Origin of the sequence: Algoriphagus confluentis (genome assembly GCF_036245625.1) — a bacterium.
Lineage (GTDB): Bacteria > Bacteroidota > Bacteroidia > Cytophagales > Cyclobacteriaceae > Algoriphagus > Algoriphagus confluentis.
In genome coordinates, this window is sequence record NZ_BTPD01000003.1 from 302087 (window position 1) to 319679 (window position 17593).

Here is a 17593-nt window from a genome sequence, read left to right on the forward strand (position 1 = left end):
CGAAATTAAAATGCGATTGACTTCAAATTGAGTCCCAACTTCTCATCCAGTCCAAATGCCAGATTAAAGTTTTGAACTGCCTGACCGGAAGCGCCTTTCAGCAGGTTGTCAATAGCAGAATAAATGACTAATTGTCCGGCTTCTTTCTGGACAAAGAGGATGCATTTATTCGTATTGACTGCTTGCTTGAGGTCGATATCCTGAGTGGATACGAAGGTAAATGCTGCATCCTTATAGAATTCCTGATAGGCTTCAACCGCTTGGGCTTCCGATCCTTCAAAAGGGAAATAAGCGGTCACCCAAATACCTCGGGAGAAATTTCCCCGGTAAGGGACAAATAATAACTCTGACCCGAAGGCAGGATTCAGTTGCCTGAATGTCTGCTTGATCTCCTTCAAGTGCTGATGGGTAAAAAGCTTGTACACCGACATATTACCTGTCCGGTAGCTGAAATGGGAAGTTTCAGCAAGCTTTTTCCCAGCTCCAGTCGACCCCGTAATTCCGCTGATATGGACTTGATCTTTGATCCAGCCTTTGGCTATCGCCGGTGCCAAAGCCAATTGAATCCCGGTAGCAAAGCATCCTGGGTTGGCAATCTTTTTGGCTAATTTGATTCTTTCTGCATTTACCTCAGGAAGGCCATAGACAAACCCGTGGGATTCGTCTCTGAAATCCGTGGAAAGGTCAATGATGACCGTCTCTGGAGAAAAAGGATGTGCTTCCAAAAAACCTTTGGTCTCTCCATGAGGCAATCCCAAAAATACAGCATCGACCTCAGTTGGAACCTCATCAGTAAAAAATAAATCACAGTCTCCAATTAAATCAGGATGGGATTCAATGACTTTTTTTCCCTTTTGGCTATTGGAGTGCACACAGACCAATTCGACCTCCTGATGATGTACCAAAATCCGAAGGAGTTCGCCTCCGGTGTAGCCTGCTGCCCCGATGACCGCTGTTTTGATTTTAGTCATCGCTGTTGACTTTATGGAAAATTGCAGTTTGGTTACCCAGGATTCGGGTAAATCCTTTCACATCTTCTCCGGTGTAGCCTTTGTTCATCTCTCCGTAGCTTCCAAATTTGGAAGACATCAGATCATGCTTGGAAGAAATTCCCAATAGTGTAAAACGATAAGGCTGAAGCAATACCCGAACATCTCCGGAGACAAACTCCTGAGTGGAAGCAAGGAAAGCTTCCAGATTTCTCATCACTGGATCAAGGTAATGTCCTTCATGCAGGTGATTTCCGTAAAACTCAGCCTGTTGATTTTTCCAGAACATCTGCCACTTGGTCAAGGTATGCTTTTCCAGCAGTTGATGAGCTTTGATGATGATAATAGGTGCAGCAGCTTCAAATCCCACTCGACCTTTGATACCGATTATCGTATCACCCACGTGGATGTCACGACCGATTCCATAAGGCGCTGCCAATTCTTGCACTTTCAAGATGGCATCGACAGGATTAGCATAGCTCAGGCCATTTACACCTTTCAATTCTCCTTGTACAAAAGTCAATTTGATTTCTTTGGGCTCGTGTTCAGTGACTTGAGTGGGCCAAGCCTCTTCTGGTAGGTATTCTGAAGAAGTCAGGGTTTCTTTTCCACCAACAGATGTACCCCAAATCCCCTTGTTGATGGAATAAGCTGCCTTCTCAAAATTCATGGATACCCCATGCTTTTTCAGGTATTCGATTTCTTCCTGACGGGAAAGTTTAAGGTCCCGGATAGGAGTGATGATTTCGATATCAGGAACTATGGTTTGGAAAATCATATCAAAACGGACTTGATCATTTCCGGCACCTGTAGAACCATGAGCAACTGCTTTTGCACCTATGGATTTGGCATATTCTGCAAGGGATTTGGCTTGTACGATACGCTCTGCAGAAACGGAAAGGGGATAAGTGGCGTTTTTAAGCACATTTCCGAAAACCAAGTATTTAATCACCGACTCGTAGTAATAATCTACTACGTCCAAAATTGTAAAAGAGGAAACTCCTAGCGATTTTGCCCTTGCTTCGATAGTCTGTAGTTCTTCAGCAGAAAATCCACCCGTATTGACAATGGCTGCATGTACTTCATAGCCCAAATCTTTGGTCAAATGCAAGGCACAAAACGTGGTATCCAAGCCCCCACTGTAGGCTAAAACAACTTTTTTCATGGAGTTTAGTAGGTTTGTCCCATCTCGGGACGATTGATTAAAGGAAAATACTTTTTACGCCGTCTTTGGATTTATTCAGACGAAGCATGATAAATTTTTTGAGTCGGACCCATCGGTCAAACAGCTTGATTTCTTTTTTGAAATTTTCGCGTAGCGCCAGTTCTTCCGTATGATTTTTCTTGGCATTGGGATCGTAAAGCATGGCGGTACAGAGGCAATTCTGCTTGTTTTTAGCCATCAGGATTTCATAGTTGACGCAGCTTTGGCATCCTTTCCAAAATTCCTGATCATCAGTCAAATCCGAATAAGAAACCGGAATATAGCCCAGTTCAGAATTGATTTTCATTACTGCTGCTCCGGTCGTCAAGCCAAAGATTTTGGATTCAGGATATTTCTTTCGACTAAGCTTGAATATCTCCTGCTTGATTTTGCGGGCTAGGCCGTATTTGCGAAATTGAGGTGCTACAATCAAGCCGGAATTGGCCACATACTTTCCGTGGCCCCAAGCTTCAATATAGCAGAATCCCGCCCAAATGCCATCAGAAGTAAGGGCAATGACAGCTTTGCCTTCTTCCATTTTGGTTTCCACATAGGCGGGAGTACGCTTGGCAATCCCTGTTCCTCTGGCTTTAGCAGAGTTTTCCATTTCCTCAGTGATCTGAGTAGAATAGATCTTGTGGGTGGGATCTGCAACTACAATTTTGAAAGAGATATCTTCCATGGACATGAACAAATTAATTCTGTCTCTTGGTAGAGCACAGGATAAGTAGGTAAAGTAAGGACAGGAAATAAAAGGGTCGAGATGCGTTTTCCACGTAGGAAAACAAACTATAGCGCAGGGTTACACCCTAAAAGTCTGCCTGGACCTAGAAAGAGGAGAAAAATTATGCATAGTCATACCAGCCTTGAAAGAAGAACTTTTAATTGCAAACTGGGCCGCTATGGATTTGGTATCAATCATGCTTAAGAGGGTGCAAATGTTGTTTATTGAAGAATTAATTGCAAGAAAAATACCAAAAAATATTAATGGTGAAGTTAATTGTTCTGTATCAATGGGTTAAATGATATTAATATTCAGATTGATTTACCATAAGAAAATACTCTTTCGAATAAGGGATCAATCAAAACATCAATGGTTATTCCGAACGATAAACCGATCACAAAATTTAAGATGCCATTTCTTTCAATGCTGCCACAAACTGATCCAATTCACCGGTGGTAGTATAGATATTTGGAGATATCCTACATCCACGAACACCGGCACCATCGATGGCTACTGTAAAAATTCTGTACTTATCCATCAGTGTCTTAGCCATTTCGGCTGGGCTCATTTTTTCGATTCCCACGTTGGCAATTCCGCAGGAGCGGTGGGATTCTTTAGGAGTATTTACTTGGATTCCGGGGATATCACGGACTTGATCTGACCAATAGCGCTGAATAAACCGGAGGCGCTCCTCTTTTCTTTTACCTCCGATCTTCTCCTGAAAATCCACCGCATCTAATACGGCCAAATCAGTAGCGGCAGGATGGGTCCCGGTATTATTCAGGTAATCCAAGGTTTTGAGGTTCAAATCGAAGGGAGCTATCATAGGCTCAAGCTTCCCGATTTTGTCTTTTTTGACAAACAGCATACCACATCCCAAGGGTACACTCAGCCATTTGTGCAGGCTGGAGCCATAATAATCACAATCCAACTCATGCATATTAAAGGTAAAATGACCCACAGCATGTGCCCCATCCAACATCACTTCTACACCATGGGAATGAGCCATATCAGCGATTTTTCTCACAGGAAGGATGTGGCCGGTAATATTCACAATATGCGGAACCATCATCAGCTTGGTTTTTGGAGTGATGGCTTTTCGATAGACTTCCACTATCTCCTCGTCGCTTTCGGGATGGAGAGGTATATCTATTCGGACTGTTTTGATTCCACGCCTTTTGGCGGTCAGCTCAAACATGGTCTGCATACTGCCATAATCCTGATTGGAATAAATGGCCTCATCGCCGGGATTCCAGGGAAAACCCTGAATGATCAAGTCAAGGGACTCCGTGGTATTTCTGGTCAAAACGACCTCTTCAGGATCAGCACCTACCAGTTCGGCCACCTTAGCTGCGGATTTGGCTTTGTCTTCTACCTTTACCGTCCGCATGTAATAAGACCCTTGGTAGTTGACCTTTCGGACATGCTGAATGTATTTTTCGAGAATTTCCTCCGGCAAAAAACAGTAATATCCATTTTCCAGATTGATGTAATCAGGCTTAAGTTTATACCCCGCCCTGATTTGCGCCCAAATATCATCCGAGCTCCAATCCAAATCGTCCCAGGAGAATGCTTCTGCTTTTGCTGAAATCAAAGGACTGCCCAATCCTAATGCAGCCAAGTATTTTAAAAATGATCTTTTTTTCATCGTGTCGGAGGGTTATAGAAGGTAAGAAAGCAGCCAAATAATCACCAGAAACAAAGCCATCCAAGTGATCCATGGAGATCGTTTTGGAAATTCAAATTGGCAAATCGGGCAAACTTTTGCTCTAGCATCCACTTCCATGGCACAGGAAGGACATTCTTTTGTTTTCACGGGCTGGCTTGAACTCTTTGGACTGAAATCTGATTTCATTTATTAAGTAAATCAAAATTCCTATGAAAATCGAAATTTGGTCGGATGTAGTTTGTCCTTTTTGCTACATCGGAAAGAGAAAAATGGAAAAAGCCTTGCAAAAATTTCCTTTTGCTTCACAGGTGGAAATTGAATGGAAAAGTTTCCAACTCAACCCTGATCTCCAAACGAATCCGGCTATCAGCACGGTGGAGCATTTGGCCCAGTCCAAAGGCTGGACGCTAGAGCAAACCAGAGAAATATCCTCCAATGTGGCAAACATGGCACACCATGAGGGGCTAATCTTCGACTTTGACCGTGCCGTGGTAGCCAATACCAAAAACGCCCATCGACTGATTCATTTGGCAAAAGAATCCGGAAAGCAGGACGCCATGAAAGAGCGCTTGCTGAAAGCCTATTTCTCCCAAGGCAGAAATGTAGATGATTTCGATACCCTTTTGGAATTGGGAAAAGAGGTCGGCCTTGATGAGGAAAAAATTAAAGCAACACTTAATTCAAGCCAGTATGAAGACGCTGTCAATCAGGATATTTATGAATCCAGATTGATCGGAGTTAGAGGAGTGCCTTTCTTTGTTTTGGATCGAAAGTTTGGAATCTCCGGAGCTCAGCCTGACGAAGTTTTCGATCAGACTTTGGAAAAAGCATGGGCAGAATTCGCAAAAAATAATCCCGTACTCGACATCGCTTCCAGCCCTGATGGCGAAAGCTGTGATGTGGACGGGAATTGTTGGTAGAAGAGGGGAGCGGGAAGACCGATAATGAAAGGAGGCTTCCGTCTTCGGTCTTCCCTCTTCCTACTTTTTACCACACTCCTCTGGCCTTCATTTTTAGGGTATAGACAGAACCCATGGCCGTTATAAAAAGAGTTCGGCGGTCAGTAGCGCCAAAACAGACATTTGCAGTCCAATTTTCAGGAACTGGAATATGGGCAATCTGCTCGCCTTTTTTGTCAAAAACGGTTACACCTTTTCCTGTCAGATACACATTTCCACGGTCGTCTATGGTCATTCCATCAGAACCCATCTCACAAAAGAGGGTTTTGTTGGTTAGGTAGCCATCCTCATTGATATCGTATCTCCAGGTTTTCTTATCTCCTATATCTGCTACATACAACAGCTTCCCATCGGGCGTTCCCACGATGCCATTGGGCTGCTTAAGATCTTCCGCTACTCGAAAGAGCTCGGCCCGGTCAGCTGAAAGAAAGTAAACATGCTGACCGTCTTGTTCCATTTCTTTTCCCCGGATTCCTTCCCAATAGGGTCGGGGATACAAAGGATCGGTGAAATACAAGCCCCCACCGGGTCTTACCCAGACATCATTGGGCCCGTTTAGTTTTTTTCCTCTAAAGGAAGGAACCAATACGGTTTCCTTCCCTGATTTTGGGTCGATGGCCCATAGCTCATTGTTCAAATCAGCAGCAGCGATCAATGTGCCGTCCAGCTGAAAATACAAGCCATTGGATCTACCCGCACCTTCTTTGAAAAGGGATATCTGATTGCTGTTGGGATTCCAGATATAAATTCTGTCATTTGGCTGATCGGTAAAGTAGACGTCGCCTTGTCTATTTATAGCGGGTCCTTCTGTAAAGGAAAAATCATCCCGGACTTTTACCAACTCGGCGCCTTTGGCTACTAATCCTCTTTTATCTTCAATCTGTCCAAATGAGGTCATGATGATGGCTAAAAGACAAAAAACAGATAAGCTGAAGTACTTTTTCATAGATTTATTGGGTTTGATTTCGGTTCATAACAAAGATCAGTTTATTAAGATCGGGACTGTAGGCCAGGCGGGAAACAGTAGAATGGGTATCAGATGAAACCTGTCCCAAGGATTTCCATTCATTGCTGTTCTTTTCTTTGATAAAGAATTCATTTCCATGGGCCATCAGTAGGTGATTTTTATCGATCCAGATCAAATCCTGGGATTCAGGTACGGTAAGGCCATACTGCTTGGACTTGTTTTTTTTCAGATCATAACCGAAAATACGGTAAGTGTTTTTCTCCTTATCCCGAGAGGATTCTTCTGTGCTGATGTAGGTGATTTCCCATTTTTTTGGCCGCTTCTTGATGGACCTGCCCACCTGAGTAGCTATTTCCAAAAGATCACCCTTACCTTTTGCATAGACCAGTTTATTCGGGTTTCCTAAAACGAAAAGAGCCCCTTTATTGTCCACCCAATCGTAATATCCGACAGGTGCAATGTCATCGTAGAGCAATTCTGCGGGCTCTTCTACGATCGGATAGAGCCAAAGTCGCTGGGTTCCATCCGGCTCTACCACCACGGCGGAGATATATTGCCTGCAATCTGTTATTGCGGGGGAATATTCACTCCGATCTGGGGTTTGGGTTAAATTGCTGAAGTTGCCAGTCCGGAAACTGTACAGGATGATATCATGGTTTCCCTTTTCGTCTGCTGCGGAAAAAACCAATTCTGAATCATTGATAAACGATGGCTGGTTGTCATAAAACTTACGGTTGGTCAAAGGTTTTGCCGTGGTCAAGTCTAAGCTTAATTTTCCTCCTTTGCCATGCGTATCCAGGACCCACAGATCTGTAGGAGCCTGAGCGAGAAGAAGATGGGTGCTGGAGTAAAGGAGAAAGAATAGAATTCGGAAACTTTTAATCATGAAGGGCCTTACATTTGCCAACCAAATTACAAAATGGGGGTTAGAATGGTGTGCAAAAATTAAAGCTTTATACGGTTTCTTTTTTCGATGACTTGAGAAAAAGGGAGGATCCGCTGGCAGATCAAGCTGTGCTTTTTCTGGTCCAGAACCCCAACCTGATTGCTGAAGTAAATCATTGGCAGACCATCCCCGATTCCTTTCCAGATAGTTTCTCGAAAGAATTCAAAGCGTTTTTCAGGTTTTACCAAGACCGATCCGAAGCAGTAGATCCACAGACTCTGAAGGGAGCACAGGCTTTTTTCGAGGAAAAAGGGGATTTGTACCTAGCCATGTTGGGTTTTTATTCGCTTCCCTATTGCTATGCTTTTGCTGATGGGGCAGAGGTATTGGTCAGGTCCAACCGTATCCTCGCGCAGATAGGAGAGAGGCTGGGAGAGACCAGTACCTTTGTCATGAAAATCTTCAAACCCGGGGCTTTTTTCGAAAGCAAAGAAGCTTATCTAGTCTGTGCAAAAGTTAGATTGATTCATGCCTTCAGCCGTTTTTTTATCCATCGATATGCTCAAGACTGGGACGATTCCTTCGGCAAGCCAGTCAATCAGGAAGATATGCTGGGCACCAATTTAGCCTTTAGCTTTATCGTTTTGAGAGGACTGACCAAAATAGGATTTGCTCCAACTGAGCGGCAACAGACAGATGTACTTCGCTATTGGAAGTGGGTAGGAGAACTGATGGGGATCGATGTCACCTTCTGGCCTGATACACCAAAAGAGGCTATTGAACTGGATAGGCATATCCGAAAGCGACACCTCAAATCTTCTGCAGCCGGAAAAAAGTTGATCCGGTCCCTGCTGGATTTTTACAAAGAATCCATCCCCGAACCCCTCATTCAGGCTCAAGTTCAGGGGTTACTCCGCTTTTTTTTGGGCAAAGAAGCGGGGGATGCGCTCGATTTGGAAAGGAGAGTTTCCTACTCCGGTGATCTTTTGGGCTTGATGTTTACTTTTTTGGGATGGAAAAATTATGGAGGAAAAAAAGGATACGTCCACCTTCGGAGAACTCTGGAAAAGCAGCAAAAAGAGCGATTTGGTCACGTCTGTGAAATCAGACTTCCGGAAATAAAGCGTACATAAACGGACACTTAGTTGTCCACTATTTTAACAATTGTTTTTAATATTCTTCCCTGAATCGCATTTTGAGGCAGATTTGCCAGCTGGCACCTTTTTCGTACATTCCCAAGCATGAAAGGATTCATCACCAAGCTAAGAAGCATTCCCTTGGAATTGATATTCTGGATAGGAAGTTTGCTCGCCATCCTGACGATTCAGCCGGGTACAGAGGCTCATTTCACCCTCTGTCCTTTGGATCATTTGGGTGTGGGCTGGTGTCCCGGATGTGGATTGGGCCGTGCCATGAATCTTCTGGTAAGGGGAGATTTCGAAGCATCTTGGTCTATGCATCCCCTGGCCATGCTGGCTTATGGAGTAATCTTTCATAGAATTTGGACTTTAATCAAAAACCTAAAAACAACACACAATTATGGCTAATGTATTGAGACACCTTCCCGAACTGGAAGGAATGGAACTGGGCTACATCCAGGGATTGATGAAAAACATGGATGAAGATCAAGCCTCTTTATTTGCTCAGGTATACCGAGCAAGAAGAAAAGATTCCCAGATGATATTGATTCTCACCCTGATCGGTTTCTTTGGATTTGCAGGCCTTCATCGCTTTATCCTTGGACAGGTGGGATTAGGAATTCTCTACATCCTGACCGTGGGGTTGTGTTTTATCGGTACTATTGTAGATTTAGTCAATTACAAGAGCCTCGCTTACGAATACAACATAAAGATGGCTCACGAGACCCTATCTATGATCACCAACAACTTTCCAGGAACAGGATCTTCTCAAATCTAAGATTTAACTAAACACTTGAACTGACCCCTGAATTCCCCAAGTTTTCAGGGGTTTTTCTTTACCAGTCCTCTTCTGATTCTTCTTTAGAATTAAAAAGGGCGGAAAAGAATTTTTTTCCTGCCTCAGAAAGCAAAAGATGGAATCCGCTCAAAAGCTTTCCTGCTTGCTGCAATTCCTCAAAAGATGCCTGAGATACATGAAAAGGAAGCTCAATCAACTGCCTGGAATCCGAAGAAAATGGAGGAGGGGAGGAAGAGGAAAACAAAAAAGGCCAGAGGGTTTTTGAGCAGCTTATTCCCCAAAAATCCAAAGGAAACTGATGGTCATAAGCATTGAGCCGTTCATTGATTTCCTCAAAAAAACGTAGCGTTTCCTCCAGTCGGATTCTTGAACCTGCTCTGGATTTCCCTTTGGTTTTCAGATGTTTGATTTGAGATTTTCCCTGTTTTTTTCGGACCATATAGGCACGAAACACTTTATGATCTTCCAGTTGTCCTCGGTGAAAATATCCCACGGCAGCCTGTCCGGATTTGATAAGGGCCAAGGCAAAATGAGCGTCTTCATTTCTGCTAAATCCTTGATTTTCACTCCAGGTTGTGGTCCAGGAGAGAAAAATTTTAGCCAACCACGCCTGTTCCCTTTCTATGAGCAGCTGATGCTTGGAAGGGAAGTAGCTGATTTGCATCCCCTGTACCTGAGCTTGTAGCAGAATCTCCTGGGCTATCTTTTGGTCAATTAGAAGAGAATCGGGAATTTTGATCATCAGGGATGGCTTGAAAGGCTATCTTTGTGCAAATAAACCAAGAAATCATGAGTGAGGAAATCGAAAAGCTTTTTGCCCGAATGACTGACCCCAAAGAAAATGAGGCTTATCATTTCGCAGAAAAACTTGGAAAATTGGCTGATGAAGAGGTGAAAAACCGGCTGATTGAACTGGTAAAAGGCGAAACTTGGGAAACGGCGTTTTTGGCTTGCCAGGCGCTTTCCAAAACCCCATGGAATGAGGAATCTCTCGATGCCATTTTTGAGTCGATTTTTGACCGGAAAAACAAATCAGTGCAAGGTGAATTGGTTCAGGTTTTGGAAGAGTTTGACCTGAGTGAGCGGTTCGTAGACTTGCTGAAAGTGTACCTTTTTGGGAATTTTAAAGCGTCAACTTTGGCCAAAGTCTTATTGGACAGCGTAGAATTTGAAATATCCCCCAGAACCATTCGAAAAGCAGAAAAGCACTGGAATCATTACCTGCATAATCCTGAAGATGAGGGCAGTTTAGCCATCAAAAAAATGGAAGTGGAGCCCATGCTTCAGGAGATGCGGGAATTATTTACCTGAGGAAATACAACATTTGATTTTTTTGGAAGTTTAAACTCAAGTATGAATGGGTTAGAAATCATTGCGTTACAACAGAATTTTTTCGAGGATTTCGGCTACAGCCTTCATCCTTCTACCTTCATTTTTGAAAAATCTCAAGACCTCGGGAAGCAAGTGGTATTCATTCACTACCAAGAGTATCCAGACGCTTCTTATCTGGAGTACAAATTGGGAGTCAGGCTAGATCAAGTAGAGGAAATCATCCACCGCTTTTTGCCTACCCTTAGTGATTATGCAGAAAGATCCATCTCCCTGATCCAAACACCGGATAAAATCGGCAAAGAGATTCCCAAGCGATTTGTCCTTTCAAACAATTCCCAACTTGCCGAAGCTATAATGGCGGCAGAAAAATTTTTTGTCAGTCATGGTTTTCATTGGTTGGATCAGATGATCAAACCCCAGCTCCTGGAAAAGGAATTTGCCCAAAGAAAGCAGCATGAATTTCGCACGCAAAACTTCGTGTATTATGCCTTTAGAGGTGTGACCTTGGCTAGACTTTACAATCCAGACGACTACTCAATACTGAGGGAAATCTATCTTAGCGAAATCAATCATCGAGAAATGACTCCTTTTACCATCGCTTCATTTCTTCAACTTTTGGATTTTTTGGATAATTTAGAAATTAAGATTTCCACCTGACACCCCTTACCGCTTCAGCTTCTAAAGGATTTTCTGGCCATTCGTGCTTTGGATATCTTCTCTTAAGCTCCTTTTTCACTTCAAAATATCCATTTGCCCAAAAGCTTTTCAGATCCTGGGTCAGCTGTACGGGTTTGAAGCCTGGAGATAGCATTTCGATCAAAACAGCCACTTTTCCCTGATTGACTTTTGGGGTGTCCAGCAGTCCAAATAACTCCTGTAGTCGGACAGAAAGCAGGGGAGTACCACCGTCCTCTTTGTATTCCAATCTGATCTGACTACCTGATGGCACAGTTATTTTCGAAGGTGCCAACGTTTCCAAAAGTTGCTGTTGTTCAAAAGTCATGTGATGCAGAAGAATTTGACTCAGATTTAATTTTTTCAAATCCTCATTTTTGGAAACTGTATCCAAGTAGGGTTCCAGCCATTCCGGTGAGTTTTTGCAAAGAATAGCTATCGACCATTCAGGCCAGTTTTGATCTGGATTCCATTTTTTTAACGATTGCACACGGCAGATCAATTGCATCGCATCCTCATTCCAATCCAAAAGGAATTGGCCTTCCTCTTGAATGGCCTCAACAATAGCTTGCTTGGCTAATGATTTATCGAATTTCTGAAGAGGCCTGGTACCCAAAATGATGGCTCCAATCCGGATCTCTGAGTGGGCAATCAATCCTCCTTTCTTTCGATCCCATTCGAGGACTTCTTTGGTTTTGAGCATGGGGACCAAGTCTTTGGGATTAAGCGGAGCGGCCATCCAGATTTTCCCCATTCCTTCCCGTGCATCTACATGTGCTACCGCCAACCAAGACTCATGTGCCAAATCATCCCGATGGCCAATTTGAGCGATTTTCCCGTTGGAAAGCTGAAACTGAGCATTGTTTCCCGGCCGAGCTGCAGCGATACGCTCAGGATAAGCATAAGCCAAAAGTAATCCTGTAGCCCAAGGATCAGCAGGTTTGTTTTCCGGCTGGATAGTAAAAAGACGGCGATACTGGGCTGCTACTTTTTCTATTTTTTTGATTCGGGACATGCTGACACCCCGATCACGATATCTTCGAAGGGCATCAATTCTCAGATTTAAATCCACCCCTGCATCTGCTGGCAGTGGATCCCGTTCTTCCAACACGGCCGCAATATCCGTGGCCAAAGCCAATTGGTCCATCCGCTTGGCGTAGATCAGCATGTGGGCGATACGGGGATGAACAGGTAGCTGATGAATTTCCTTTCCGTGATTGGTAAGTTTTCCATCTTCCACAGCATCGATGGCTTCCAGCACTTTTTCGGATAGAGCCAAAGTACCGGCAGGAGGGGGAGTCAGCCAAGTCATGGATCGAATATCATCTTTTCCCCAAGCTTTCATATCGAGCACAAGCGAAGTCAGATCTGCCTCCAAAAGCTCTGGAGTACGATATTCTGCCAATTGTGCTTGAATTGATTTGGTCCAAAGGCGGTAGGAATGACCCGCAGTCAATCGGCCTGCCCGCCCGCTGCGCTGGTCAGCGGAGTCTTTGCTGATCCGATGCAGAACCAAGCGAGAAAGTCCGGATCGGGCATCAAATCGATTGGATTTGGCGAAGCCAGAGTCTACGACCACTCGAACACCTTCGATAGTAAGCGAAGTCTCGGCAATGTCGGTAGAGAGTACAATTTTCCTTTTCCCGGAAGGATGCGGGAGAATAGCCCGATTTTGCTCCGAAGGAGAAAGCTGTCCATAAAGTGGCACGATTACATCATCGGGAAGTGCTCTTCGGAGGATATCTTCGGCTTTTTTGATTTCTCCTTGTCCGGGTAAAAAGACAAGAAAATCTCCTTCATGCTTTTTGGTCAATGGGATGATCTGTCGGGCGGAGTCTTCTCCGATAGCATACTCGTCTATTTCATTAAGGTAATGGACTTCCACAGGATATTGTCGCCCTTGACTTTGAATGACTTTGGATCCCAAAAGTCCAGAAAGCTGCTCTGCGTCAATGGTGGCAGACATCAGAAGAATTCTCAGATCAGGTCGGAGGACTTGCTGAACCTCCCTGGATAGCGCCAGCGCCACTTCTGAGAAAAGATTTCGCTCATGGAACTCGTCAAAAATCACCAGGCCAACTTCTTCCAGGGCATTGTCCTGATGCATCATTCGGGTAAGGATTCCCTCTGTAATGACTTCCAGTCGAGTTTGGTTGGAAATGGCCGATTCGAAGCGGATCCGATATCCGACTGTTTCCCCTACACTTTCTCCAAGCATGTCCGCCATTCTCTGGGCAATGCTCTTCGTAGCCAATCTTCTCGGCTCCAGCATGATGATTTTTTTTCCTGCTAGCCACGGTTGGTCGAGTAATGCCAAAGGCAGAAGCGTACTTTTTCCGGCTCCAGGTGGGGCTTGGATGATCAGGGAATTGGAAGAGGATAGTTGTTTTTTGACCTCAGGAATTATTTCTGAAACAGGGAGATCAAATGAAAAAGGATTGAATTTGGACATGGAGCACAAAAATAAAAAAGCCATCCGGAATAAACCGGATGGCTAAGTAGATAAACCTATTTTCTGATCAATTCGCAGAAGCAATTTTGGCAGCGGCTTTACCGTATTCCCAAGCCACTTCAAACCCACCTGAATTCACCCGATAAACCAATCGCTCTTCCATAGTAGAGGTCTGCTCTGAAGGCACATTGACCCGCAATTGGTCTTCTTTGGCGTCGTAGTTAAATGCGCCCCACTGCTTGGCCACTTTGTTGAAAATAAGGGTAGAGGAACCTTCATTGGGAATGATAAAGAAGCTGTAAGTACCTGCTGGCAACTTTTGACCTTCTACCAAGATATCCTTGTCAGTGGTGAAAGTAGTCGCTTCGTTGGCTCCTGCTCTCCATACCTGACCCAATGGAACTAAGTCTCCCCAAATGGTTCGGCCTTTTACGGCAGGAGAAGAATAATTGATGGTGATTTTCGCACCTCCAACAGTACCCTCGGCAGTCATTGCTGGACTTGCTTTTTCCTGAGCTAAAGTGAAGGATGCAGTCACTGCAAGAAGAGCGAAAGAAAGTAGTGCATTTTTGATGTTCATGGTAATGTTGATTTAGGTAAGTGATTGAGGATAATGAACGTAAATAAGAGCATTAAATTATAAAAACCACAGGTCAAATTGAGCTTTTGCTCAAAATGACCTGCAGCGGACTAAATTAAACTTTAACCCATGCTTGTTTTTTATTGCTTTCTACGATTCGTTCGCCGATGATCAATTCTCTCAGACCATCTGCAAAAGTCGGGAAAGTGGGAGAGGAGGGCTGTTTGCCTTCGGCAACTGCGGAATAGACCTCTTTGAACATCTGCTTGGAAGTATCCGGGAAGCCTTCATTGTGACCTCCAGGGAAACTGATCAGGGATGAAGCCTCTCTGTGGAACAGGGATGGATCTTTCATGAGCTGCTCGTTGGCTTTTTCACGCTTACCGATCCAAAGCTCGTTAGGTCTTTCTGAATTGAATTCAAAATTTGACTTGGAGCCTGCGATCTCGATATTCAGACGGTTTTTGCGGCCCGCGTTTACCTGAGAAACGGTGATGGAGCCTTTAGAACCATTATCAAAGCGAAGTAGTACCGTGGCATGGTCTTCAGTATTGATGGGCACTTCATCATAGTCGTCCATAGTCAGCATTTTGCCTGAGTAGGTTTCGATCGGCTTCAAAGGCTTCAATCGGGTCTTGTGAACGGTGGAGAAATCAGCCATGACCTCGGTAATCTTCAAGCCGGTCACATACTCTGTGATATCCAAAAGATGTGATCCGATATCAGCAATAGCCCGGGAATCCCCTGACTTGTCAGGTTCCAATCTCCAGTTGTAGTCGGTCGCAAGATAAAGCCAGTCCTGCAGGTAAGATCCCATAATATTATACACCTCACCCAGTTCACCTTTTTCCCGCATCACTTTCATCTGACGCACCATAGGATAGTAGCGAAGGTTGAAGTGGACGGCATTGACCAAGCCCATACTGGAGGCAATTTTTACCAATTCTTCCGCCTCATGAATTTTTACCGCAAGGGGTTTTTCACAGATTACGTGTTTTTCTGATTCCAAAACAGCTTTAGCCTGGGAATAATGTAAGAAGTTGGGAGTACAGATGTGAACCACATCAATGTCATCCTGCTTGAGCATTTCCTCAAAAATATAGGCTCTTGGGATGCCGAGTAATTTAGCTTTTTCATTGGCAAGTTCTTGATTGACTTCTACAAGGGCCACAACTTCCACATTGGGAATTCTGCGCAGCGCTTCCAGGTGAGCCGGTCCGATAAATCCGGTTCCTACAATGGCAGCTTTGATGGTTTGGGACATAGGTTTATTTTGGTTTAATTCTAGATTTTAGAAAAATGAAATTAGAAATTTTGTGAAGAAAACACTCAAAACTCTTCCTTCAAAAATTCAGAAGCCCTGAAAATCAAGCGGAAATTTGAGTTATGGGATGATCCACCATTGTTCTTTTGTCACCATGTCCTGCTTGATTTCGAAGAATTCTCCGATTTTGGGAATGAACACAGGGATATTCAGCAGATCAGCTTTGACTAAAATACGCTCCACAGGATCAGTCCAGGAATGCATCGCTAACGAAAAAGCTCCCCAGTGAATGGGCATGATTGTCTTCGCACCCAAATCAATTCCAGCTTGAGCAGTCTCTTCTGGCATCATGTGAATTTGTTTCCAGTTTTCATTGTATTGTCCACATTCCAACATGGCAAAATCGAAGGGACCGTATTTTTCCCCAATATTTTTAAAATGGGGACCGTAGCCGCTATCGCCACTGAAATAAATATTTTCTTGTTCTCCTTGAATGATCCAGGATCCCCATAAAGTAGAAAAACGATTATTCATTCCTCTTCCAGAAAAATGCCTTGCAGGGGCAAAAGCCAAGAAAAGACCATCGACAGCAGTCTCTTCCCACCAATCTAACTCAGTTATTTTTTCCTTATCAACGCCCCAGTGCAATAGATGCGATCCGACTCCTAATGGAGTCAAAAACCGCTTGGTTTTTTCTTTGAGCTTTTGCACCGAACCATAATCCAGGTGATCGTAATGATCGTGGGAAAACAGGACCAAATCAATTGTGGGCAATTTTTCTATTTCAATCGGCAATTCTGAGGAATACCGTTTTTTCCCCAATAATGGATGAGGCGCAGGAACATCTCCAAACATAGGGTCCAAAAGTATATTTTTTCCATCGATCTGAAGCAGAAATGCTGAATGCCCAAACCACACCAAACGTGCCGGCTCCTGATTTTTTACCAAATCGCGGGAGTCTACCTTCAAAACCGGAATTTCAAAATCCGGTCGGGAATTCGGGGAGTTTTGAAAAAATTTAGGCAACATTCGGATTGCTTTCCAAAAATCCATATCCATGGTTGTAGGAACTAAATTTTGAAACTTTCCATCCTGGTAATGCGGCAGTTTTTCAAAACGCTCTTTTTGTTCGGAGCTGGGATCTTTTCCAAATTGAGGACTGATTTGGGTAAACATCATGGCGATAAGGATTACTATGGAGAGCAGGATCAAAGGCGTCCAAAAGACTATTTTAAAAAATTTGGGTAGCTGCTTTGACATAAATTAAGAACTGTTCAGAGGAGATTTTTCAAGTATGTTTATAAACAGAATTCGAGGGATAAAAGTCCATATTTTCAAAAAAAGATTCCGATAGTGCAAGTAGAGCTCTTGGAATAAAACAAAATCAGCCAAAAGGGATTTTTACCATTCATCGTCAATTCTACACAAATTCAAAAATCCTCTTTCAAAAGGGACTGATATTCTTTAATTTACTTTCAAACATATATACACCCAATGGCAAATTATAACCTGAAAATCAACGGAAAAACCCATTCGGTTGAAGTTGAGGACGATACACCACTTTTGTGGGTCCTTAGAGATCATCTTGGACTTGTGGGTACCAAATTTTCCTGTGGAATAGCCCAGTGTGGAGCCTGCACTGTCCATTTGAATGGAAATGCTACATTCTCCTGTGTGACCCCGGTTTCCAGTGTAGGAAATGCAGAAGTCACCACCATTGAGGGACTTTCTCAGGATGGAGATCATCCCGTGCAAAAGGCTTGGGAAGAAATCGATGTCGCTCAATGTGGCTATTGCCAAGCCGGTCAAATTATGACTGCTGCTGCTTTTCTGAAGCAGAATCCTAATCCCAGTATGGAAGAAATTGATAACGCTATGAACAGAAATATCTGTCGCTGTGGTACCTATCACAAGATCCGAGAAGCCGTTGCCCAAGCAGCTAAAGCCAAATAAT

General features: G+C 43.8%; 19 protein-coding genes. 8 read left to right on the top strand and 11 right to left on the bottom strand.

Going from position 1 to position 17593, the window contains the following annotated elements; genetic code table 11:
* Positions 1-5: 5 nt before the first annotated feature.
* From argC to AAA943_RS06085, 3 genes are read right to left on the bottom strand one after another with little or no spacing between them, the layout of a single operon-like run.
* Positions 6-971: an N-acetyl-gamma-glutamyl-phosphate reductase gene (gene argC / locus AAA943_RS06075; protein ID WP_338223342.1), complete on the bottom strand. Its 966-nt coding sequence runs from the start codon at positions 969-971 to the stop codon at positions 6-8.
* On the bottom strand, positions 964-2154 hold the full coding sequence (locus AAA943_RS06080; RefSeq protein ID WP_338223343.1) for an argininosuccinate synthase: 1191 nt from the start codon (positions 2152-2154) through the stop codon (positions 964-966). Before AAA943_RS06080 ends, argC begins: the two co-directional genes overlap by 8 nt.
* Before the next feature lie 37 nt (positions 2155-2191).
* Entirely contained in the window at positions 2192-2875 is a 684-nt protein-coding gene (locus tag AAA943_RS06085) for a GNAT family N-acetyltransferase (RefSeq protein WP_338223344.1), read from the bottom strand.
* A 184-nt stretch (positions 2876-3059) separates the two neighbouring features.
* Between AAA943_RS06085 and AAA943_RS06090 the strand changes: the two genes are divergently transcribed.
* Positions 3060-3215 carry a hypothetical protein gene (locus tag AAA943_RS06090; RefSeq protein WP_338223346.1) on the top strand — a complete coding sequence of 52 codons (156 nt, stop codon included), beginning with the start codon at positions 3060-3062 and terminating at the stop codon, positions 3213-3215.
* A gap of 105 nt (positions 3216-3320) precedes the next feature.
* On the opposite strand, the gene AAA943_RS06095 is transcribed toward AAA943_RS06090, so the two are convergent.
* Complete coding sequence (locus AAA943_RS06095) at positions 3321-4565, bottom strand: aminotransferase class V-fold PLP-dependent enzyme (protein ID WP_338223347.1); 1245 nt, start codon at positions 4563-4565, stop codon at positions 3321-3323.
* A 230-nt stretch (positions 4566-4795) separates the two neighbouring features.
* On the opposite strand from AAA943_RS06095, the gene AAA943_RS06100 reads away from it, so the two are divergent.
* On the top strand, positions 4796-5506 hold the full coding sequence (locus tag AAA943_RS06100; RefSeq protein ID WP_338223348.1) for a DsbA family oxidoreductase: 711 nt from the start codon (positions 4796-4798) through the stop codon (positions 5504-5506).
* Between the two features lie 67 nt (positions 5507-5573).
* On the opposite strand, the gene AAA943_RS06105 is transcribed toward AAA943_RS06100, so the two are convergent.
* Together AAA943_RS06105 and AAA943_RS06110 are read right to left on the bottom strand one after the other, a co-directional pair.
* Positions 5574-6491, bottom strand: a complete 918-nt coding sequence (locus AAA943_RS06105; RefSeq protein ID WP_338223349.1) for an SMP-30/gluconolactonase/LRE family protein — start codon at positions 6489-6491, stop codon at positions 5574-5576.
* 4 nt (positions 6492-6495) lie between these two features.
* A complete protein-coding gene (locus tag AAA943_RS06110; protein WP_338223350.1) occupies positions 6496-7398 on the bottom strand; it encodes a TolB-like translocation protein in 903 nt (300 codons plus the stop codon).
* Positions 7399-7448: 50 nt separating this feature from the next.
* Here AAA943_RS06110 and AAA943_RS06115 point away from each other — a divergent pair, with 50 nt between their 5' ends.
* The 3 genes from AAA943_RS06115 (at position 7449) to AAA943_RS06125 (ending at position 9315) form a co-directional block, all read left to right on the top strand.
* Entirely contained in the window at positions 7449-8531 is a 1083-nt protein-coding gene (locus AAA943_RS06115; RefSeq protein WP_338223351.1) for an oxygenase MpaB family protein, read from the top strand.
* A 108-nt stretch (positions 8532-8639) separates the two neighbouring features.
* Positions 8640-8945, top strand: coding sequence for a DUF2752 domain-containing protein (locus AAA943_RS06120; protein ID WP_338223352.1), 306 nt, complete (start codon positions 8640-8642; stop codon positions 8943-8945).
* The gene (locus tag AAA943_RS06125; protein ID WP_338218688.1) at positions 8938-9315 is read left to right on the top strand and encodes a TM2 domain-containing protein; all 378 of its coding nucleotides are present in this window, start codon (positions 8938-8940) and stop codon (positions 9313-9315) included. The genes AAA943_RS06120 and AAA943_RS06125 overlap by 8 nt, the downstream gene beginning before the upstream one ends.
* Before the next feature lie 58 nt (positions 9316-9373).
* Here AAA943_RS06125 and AAA943_RS06130 read toward each other — a convergent pair whose 3' ends face one another.
* Positions 9374-10078 (bottom strand): hypothetical protein, encoded by a 705-nt coding sequence (locus AAA943_RS06130; protein WP_338223353.1) that lies wholly within the window; start codon positions 10076-10078, stop codon positions 9374-9376.
* Positions 10079-10125: 47 nt separating this feature from the next.
* Here AAA943_RS06130 and AAA943_RS06135 point away from each other — a divergent pair, with 47 nt between their 5' ends.
* Entirely contained in the window at positions 10126-10647 is a 522-nt protein-coding gene (locus tag AAA943_RS06135) for a HEAT repeat domain-containing protein (protein WP_338223354.1), read from the top strand.
* 42 nt (positions 10648-10689) lie between these two features.
* A complete protein-coding gene (locus tag AAA943_RS06140; RefSeq protein ID WP_338223355.1) occupies positions 10690-11325 on the top strand; it encodes a hypothetical protein in 636 nt (211 codons plus the stop codon).
* On the opposite strand, the gene hrpB is transcribed toward AAA943_RS06140, so the two are convergent.
* From hrpB to AAA943_RS06160, 4 genes are all read right to left on the bottom strand, one after another.
* Positions 11309-13795, bottom strand: a complete 2487-nt coding sequence (hrpB, locus tag AAA943_RS06145; RefSeq protein ID WP_338223356.1) for an ATP-dependent helicase HrpB — start codon at positions 13793-13795, stop codon at positions 11309-11311. The genes AAA943_RS06140 and hrpB overlap by 17 nt on opposite strands.
* Before the next feature lie 67 nt (positions 13796-13862).
* Positions 13863-14375, bottom strand: coding sequence for a DUF2911 domain-containing protein (locus AAA943_RS06150; protein WP_338223357.1), 513 nt, complete (start codon positions 14373-14375; stop codon positions 13863-13865).
* 115 nt (positions 14376-14490) lie between these two features.
* Complete coding sequence (locus tag AAA943_RS06155) at positions 14491-15639, bottom strand: Gfo/Idh/MocA family protein (RefSeq protein WP_338223358.1); 1149 nt, start codon at positions 15637-15639, stop codon at positions 14491-14493.
* Positions 15640-15759: 120 nt separating this feature from the next.
* Entirely contained in the window at positions 15760-16899 is a 1140-nt protein-coding gene (locus AAA943_RS06160) for an MBL fold metallo-hydrolase (RefSeq protein WP_338223359.1), read from the bottom strand.
* 234 nt (positions 16900-17133) lie between these two features.
* Here AAA943_RS06160 and AAA943_RS06165 point away from each other — a divergent pair, with 234 nt between their 5' ends.
* Entirely contained in the window at positions 17134-17592 is a 459-nt protein-coding gene (locus AAA943_RS06165; RefSeq protein ID WP_338223360.1) for a (2Fe-2S)-binding protein, read from the top strand.
* Position 17593: the final 1 nt, after the last annotated feature.

What these genes read in the sequence shown, in the direction of transcription:
- AAA943_RS06085 (WP_338223344.1), bottom strand. Translation starts at nt 2,875, where the DNA reads ATGGAAGATATCTCTTTCAAAATTGTAGTTGCAGATCCCACCCACAAG.
- AAA943_RS06110 (WP_338223350.1), bottom strand. Translation starts at nt 7,398, where the DNA reads ATGATTAAAAGTTTCCGAATTCTATTCTTTCTCCTTTACTCCAGCACC.
- AAA943_RS06105 (WP_338223349.1), bottom strand. Translation starts at nt 6,491, where the DNA reads ATGAAAAAGTACTTCAGCTTATCTGTTTTTTGTCTTTTAGCCATCATC.
- AAA943_RS06120 (WP_338223352.1), top strand. Translation starts at nt 8,640, where the DNA reads ATGAAAGGATTCATCACCAAGCTAAGAAGCATTCCCTTGGAATTGATA.
- AAA943_RS06150 (WP_338223357.1), bottom strand. Translation starts at nt 14,375, where the DNA reads ATGAACATCAAAAATGCACTACTTTCTTTCGCTCTTCTTGCAGTGACT.
- hrpB (WP_338223356.1), bottom strand. Translation starts at nt 13,795, where the DNA reads ATGTCCAAATTCAATCCTTTTTCATTTGATCTCCCTGTTTCAGAAATA.
- AAA943_RS06165 (WP_338223360.1), top strand. Translation starts at nt 17,134, where the DNA reads ATGGCAAATTATAACCTGAAAATCAACGGAAAAACCCATTCGGTTGAA.
- AAA943_RS06080 (WP_338223343.1), bottom strand. Translation starts at nt 2,154, where the DNA reads ATGAAAAAAGTTGTTTTAGCCTACAGTGGGGGCTTGGATACCACGTTT.
- AAA943_RS06130 (WP_338223353.1), bottom strand. Translation starts at nt 10,078, where the DNA reads ATGATCAAAATTCCCGATTCTCTTCTAATTGACCAAAAGATAGCCCAG.
- AAA943_RS06135 (WP_338223354.1), top strand. Translation starts at nt 10,126, where the DNA reads ATGAGTGAGGAAATCGAAAAGCTTTTTGCCCGAATGACTGACCCCAAA.
- AAA943_RS06140 (WP_338223355.1), top strand. Translation starts at nt 10,690, where the DNA reads ATGAATGGGTTAGAAATCATTGCGTTACAACAGAATTTTTTCGAGGAT.
- AAA943_RS06100 (WP_338223348.1), top strand. Translation starts at nt 4,796, where the DNA reads ATGAAAATCGAAATTTGGTCGGATGTAGTTTGTCCTTTTTGCTACATC.
- AAA943_RS06095 (WP_338223347.1), bottom strand. Translation starts at nt 4,565, where the DNA reads ATGAAAAAAAGATCATTTTTAAAATACTTGGCTGCATTAGGATTGGGC.
- AAA943_RS06155 (WP_338223358.1), bottom strand. Translation starts at nt 15,639, where the DNA reads ATGTCCCAAACCATCAAAGCTGCCATTGTAGGAACCGGATTTATCGGA.
- AAA943_RS06125 (WP_338218688.1), top strand. Translation starts at nt 8,938, where the DNA reads ATGGCTAATGTATTGAGACACCTTCCCGAACTGGAAGGAATGGAACTG.
- AAA943_RS06160 (WP_338223359.1), bottom strand. Translation starts at nt 16,899, where the DNA reads ATGTCAAAGCAGCTACCCAAATTTTTTAAAATAGTCTTTTGGACGCCT.
- argC (WP_338223342.1), bottom strand. Translation starts at nt 971, where the DNA reads ATGACTAAAATCAAAACAGCGGTCATCGGGGCAGCAGGCTACACCGGA.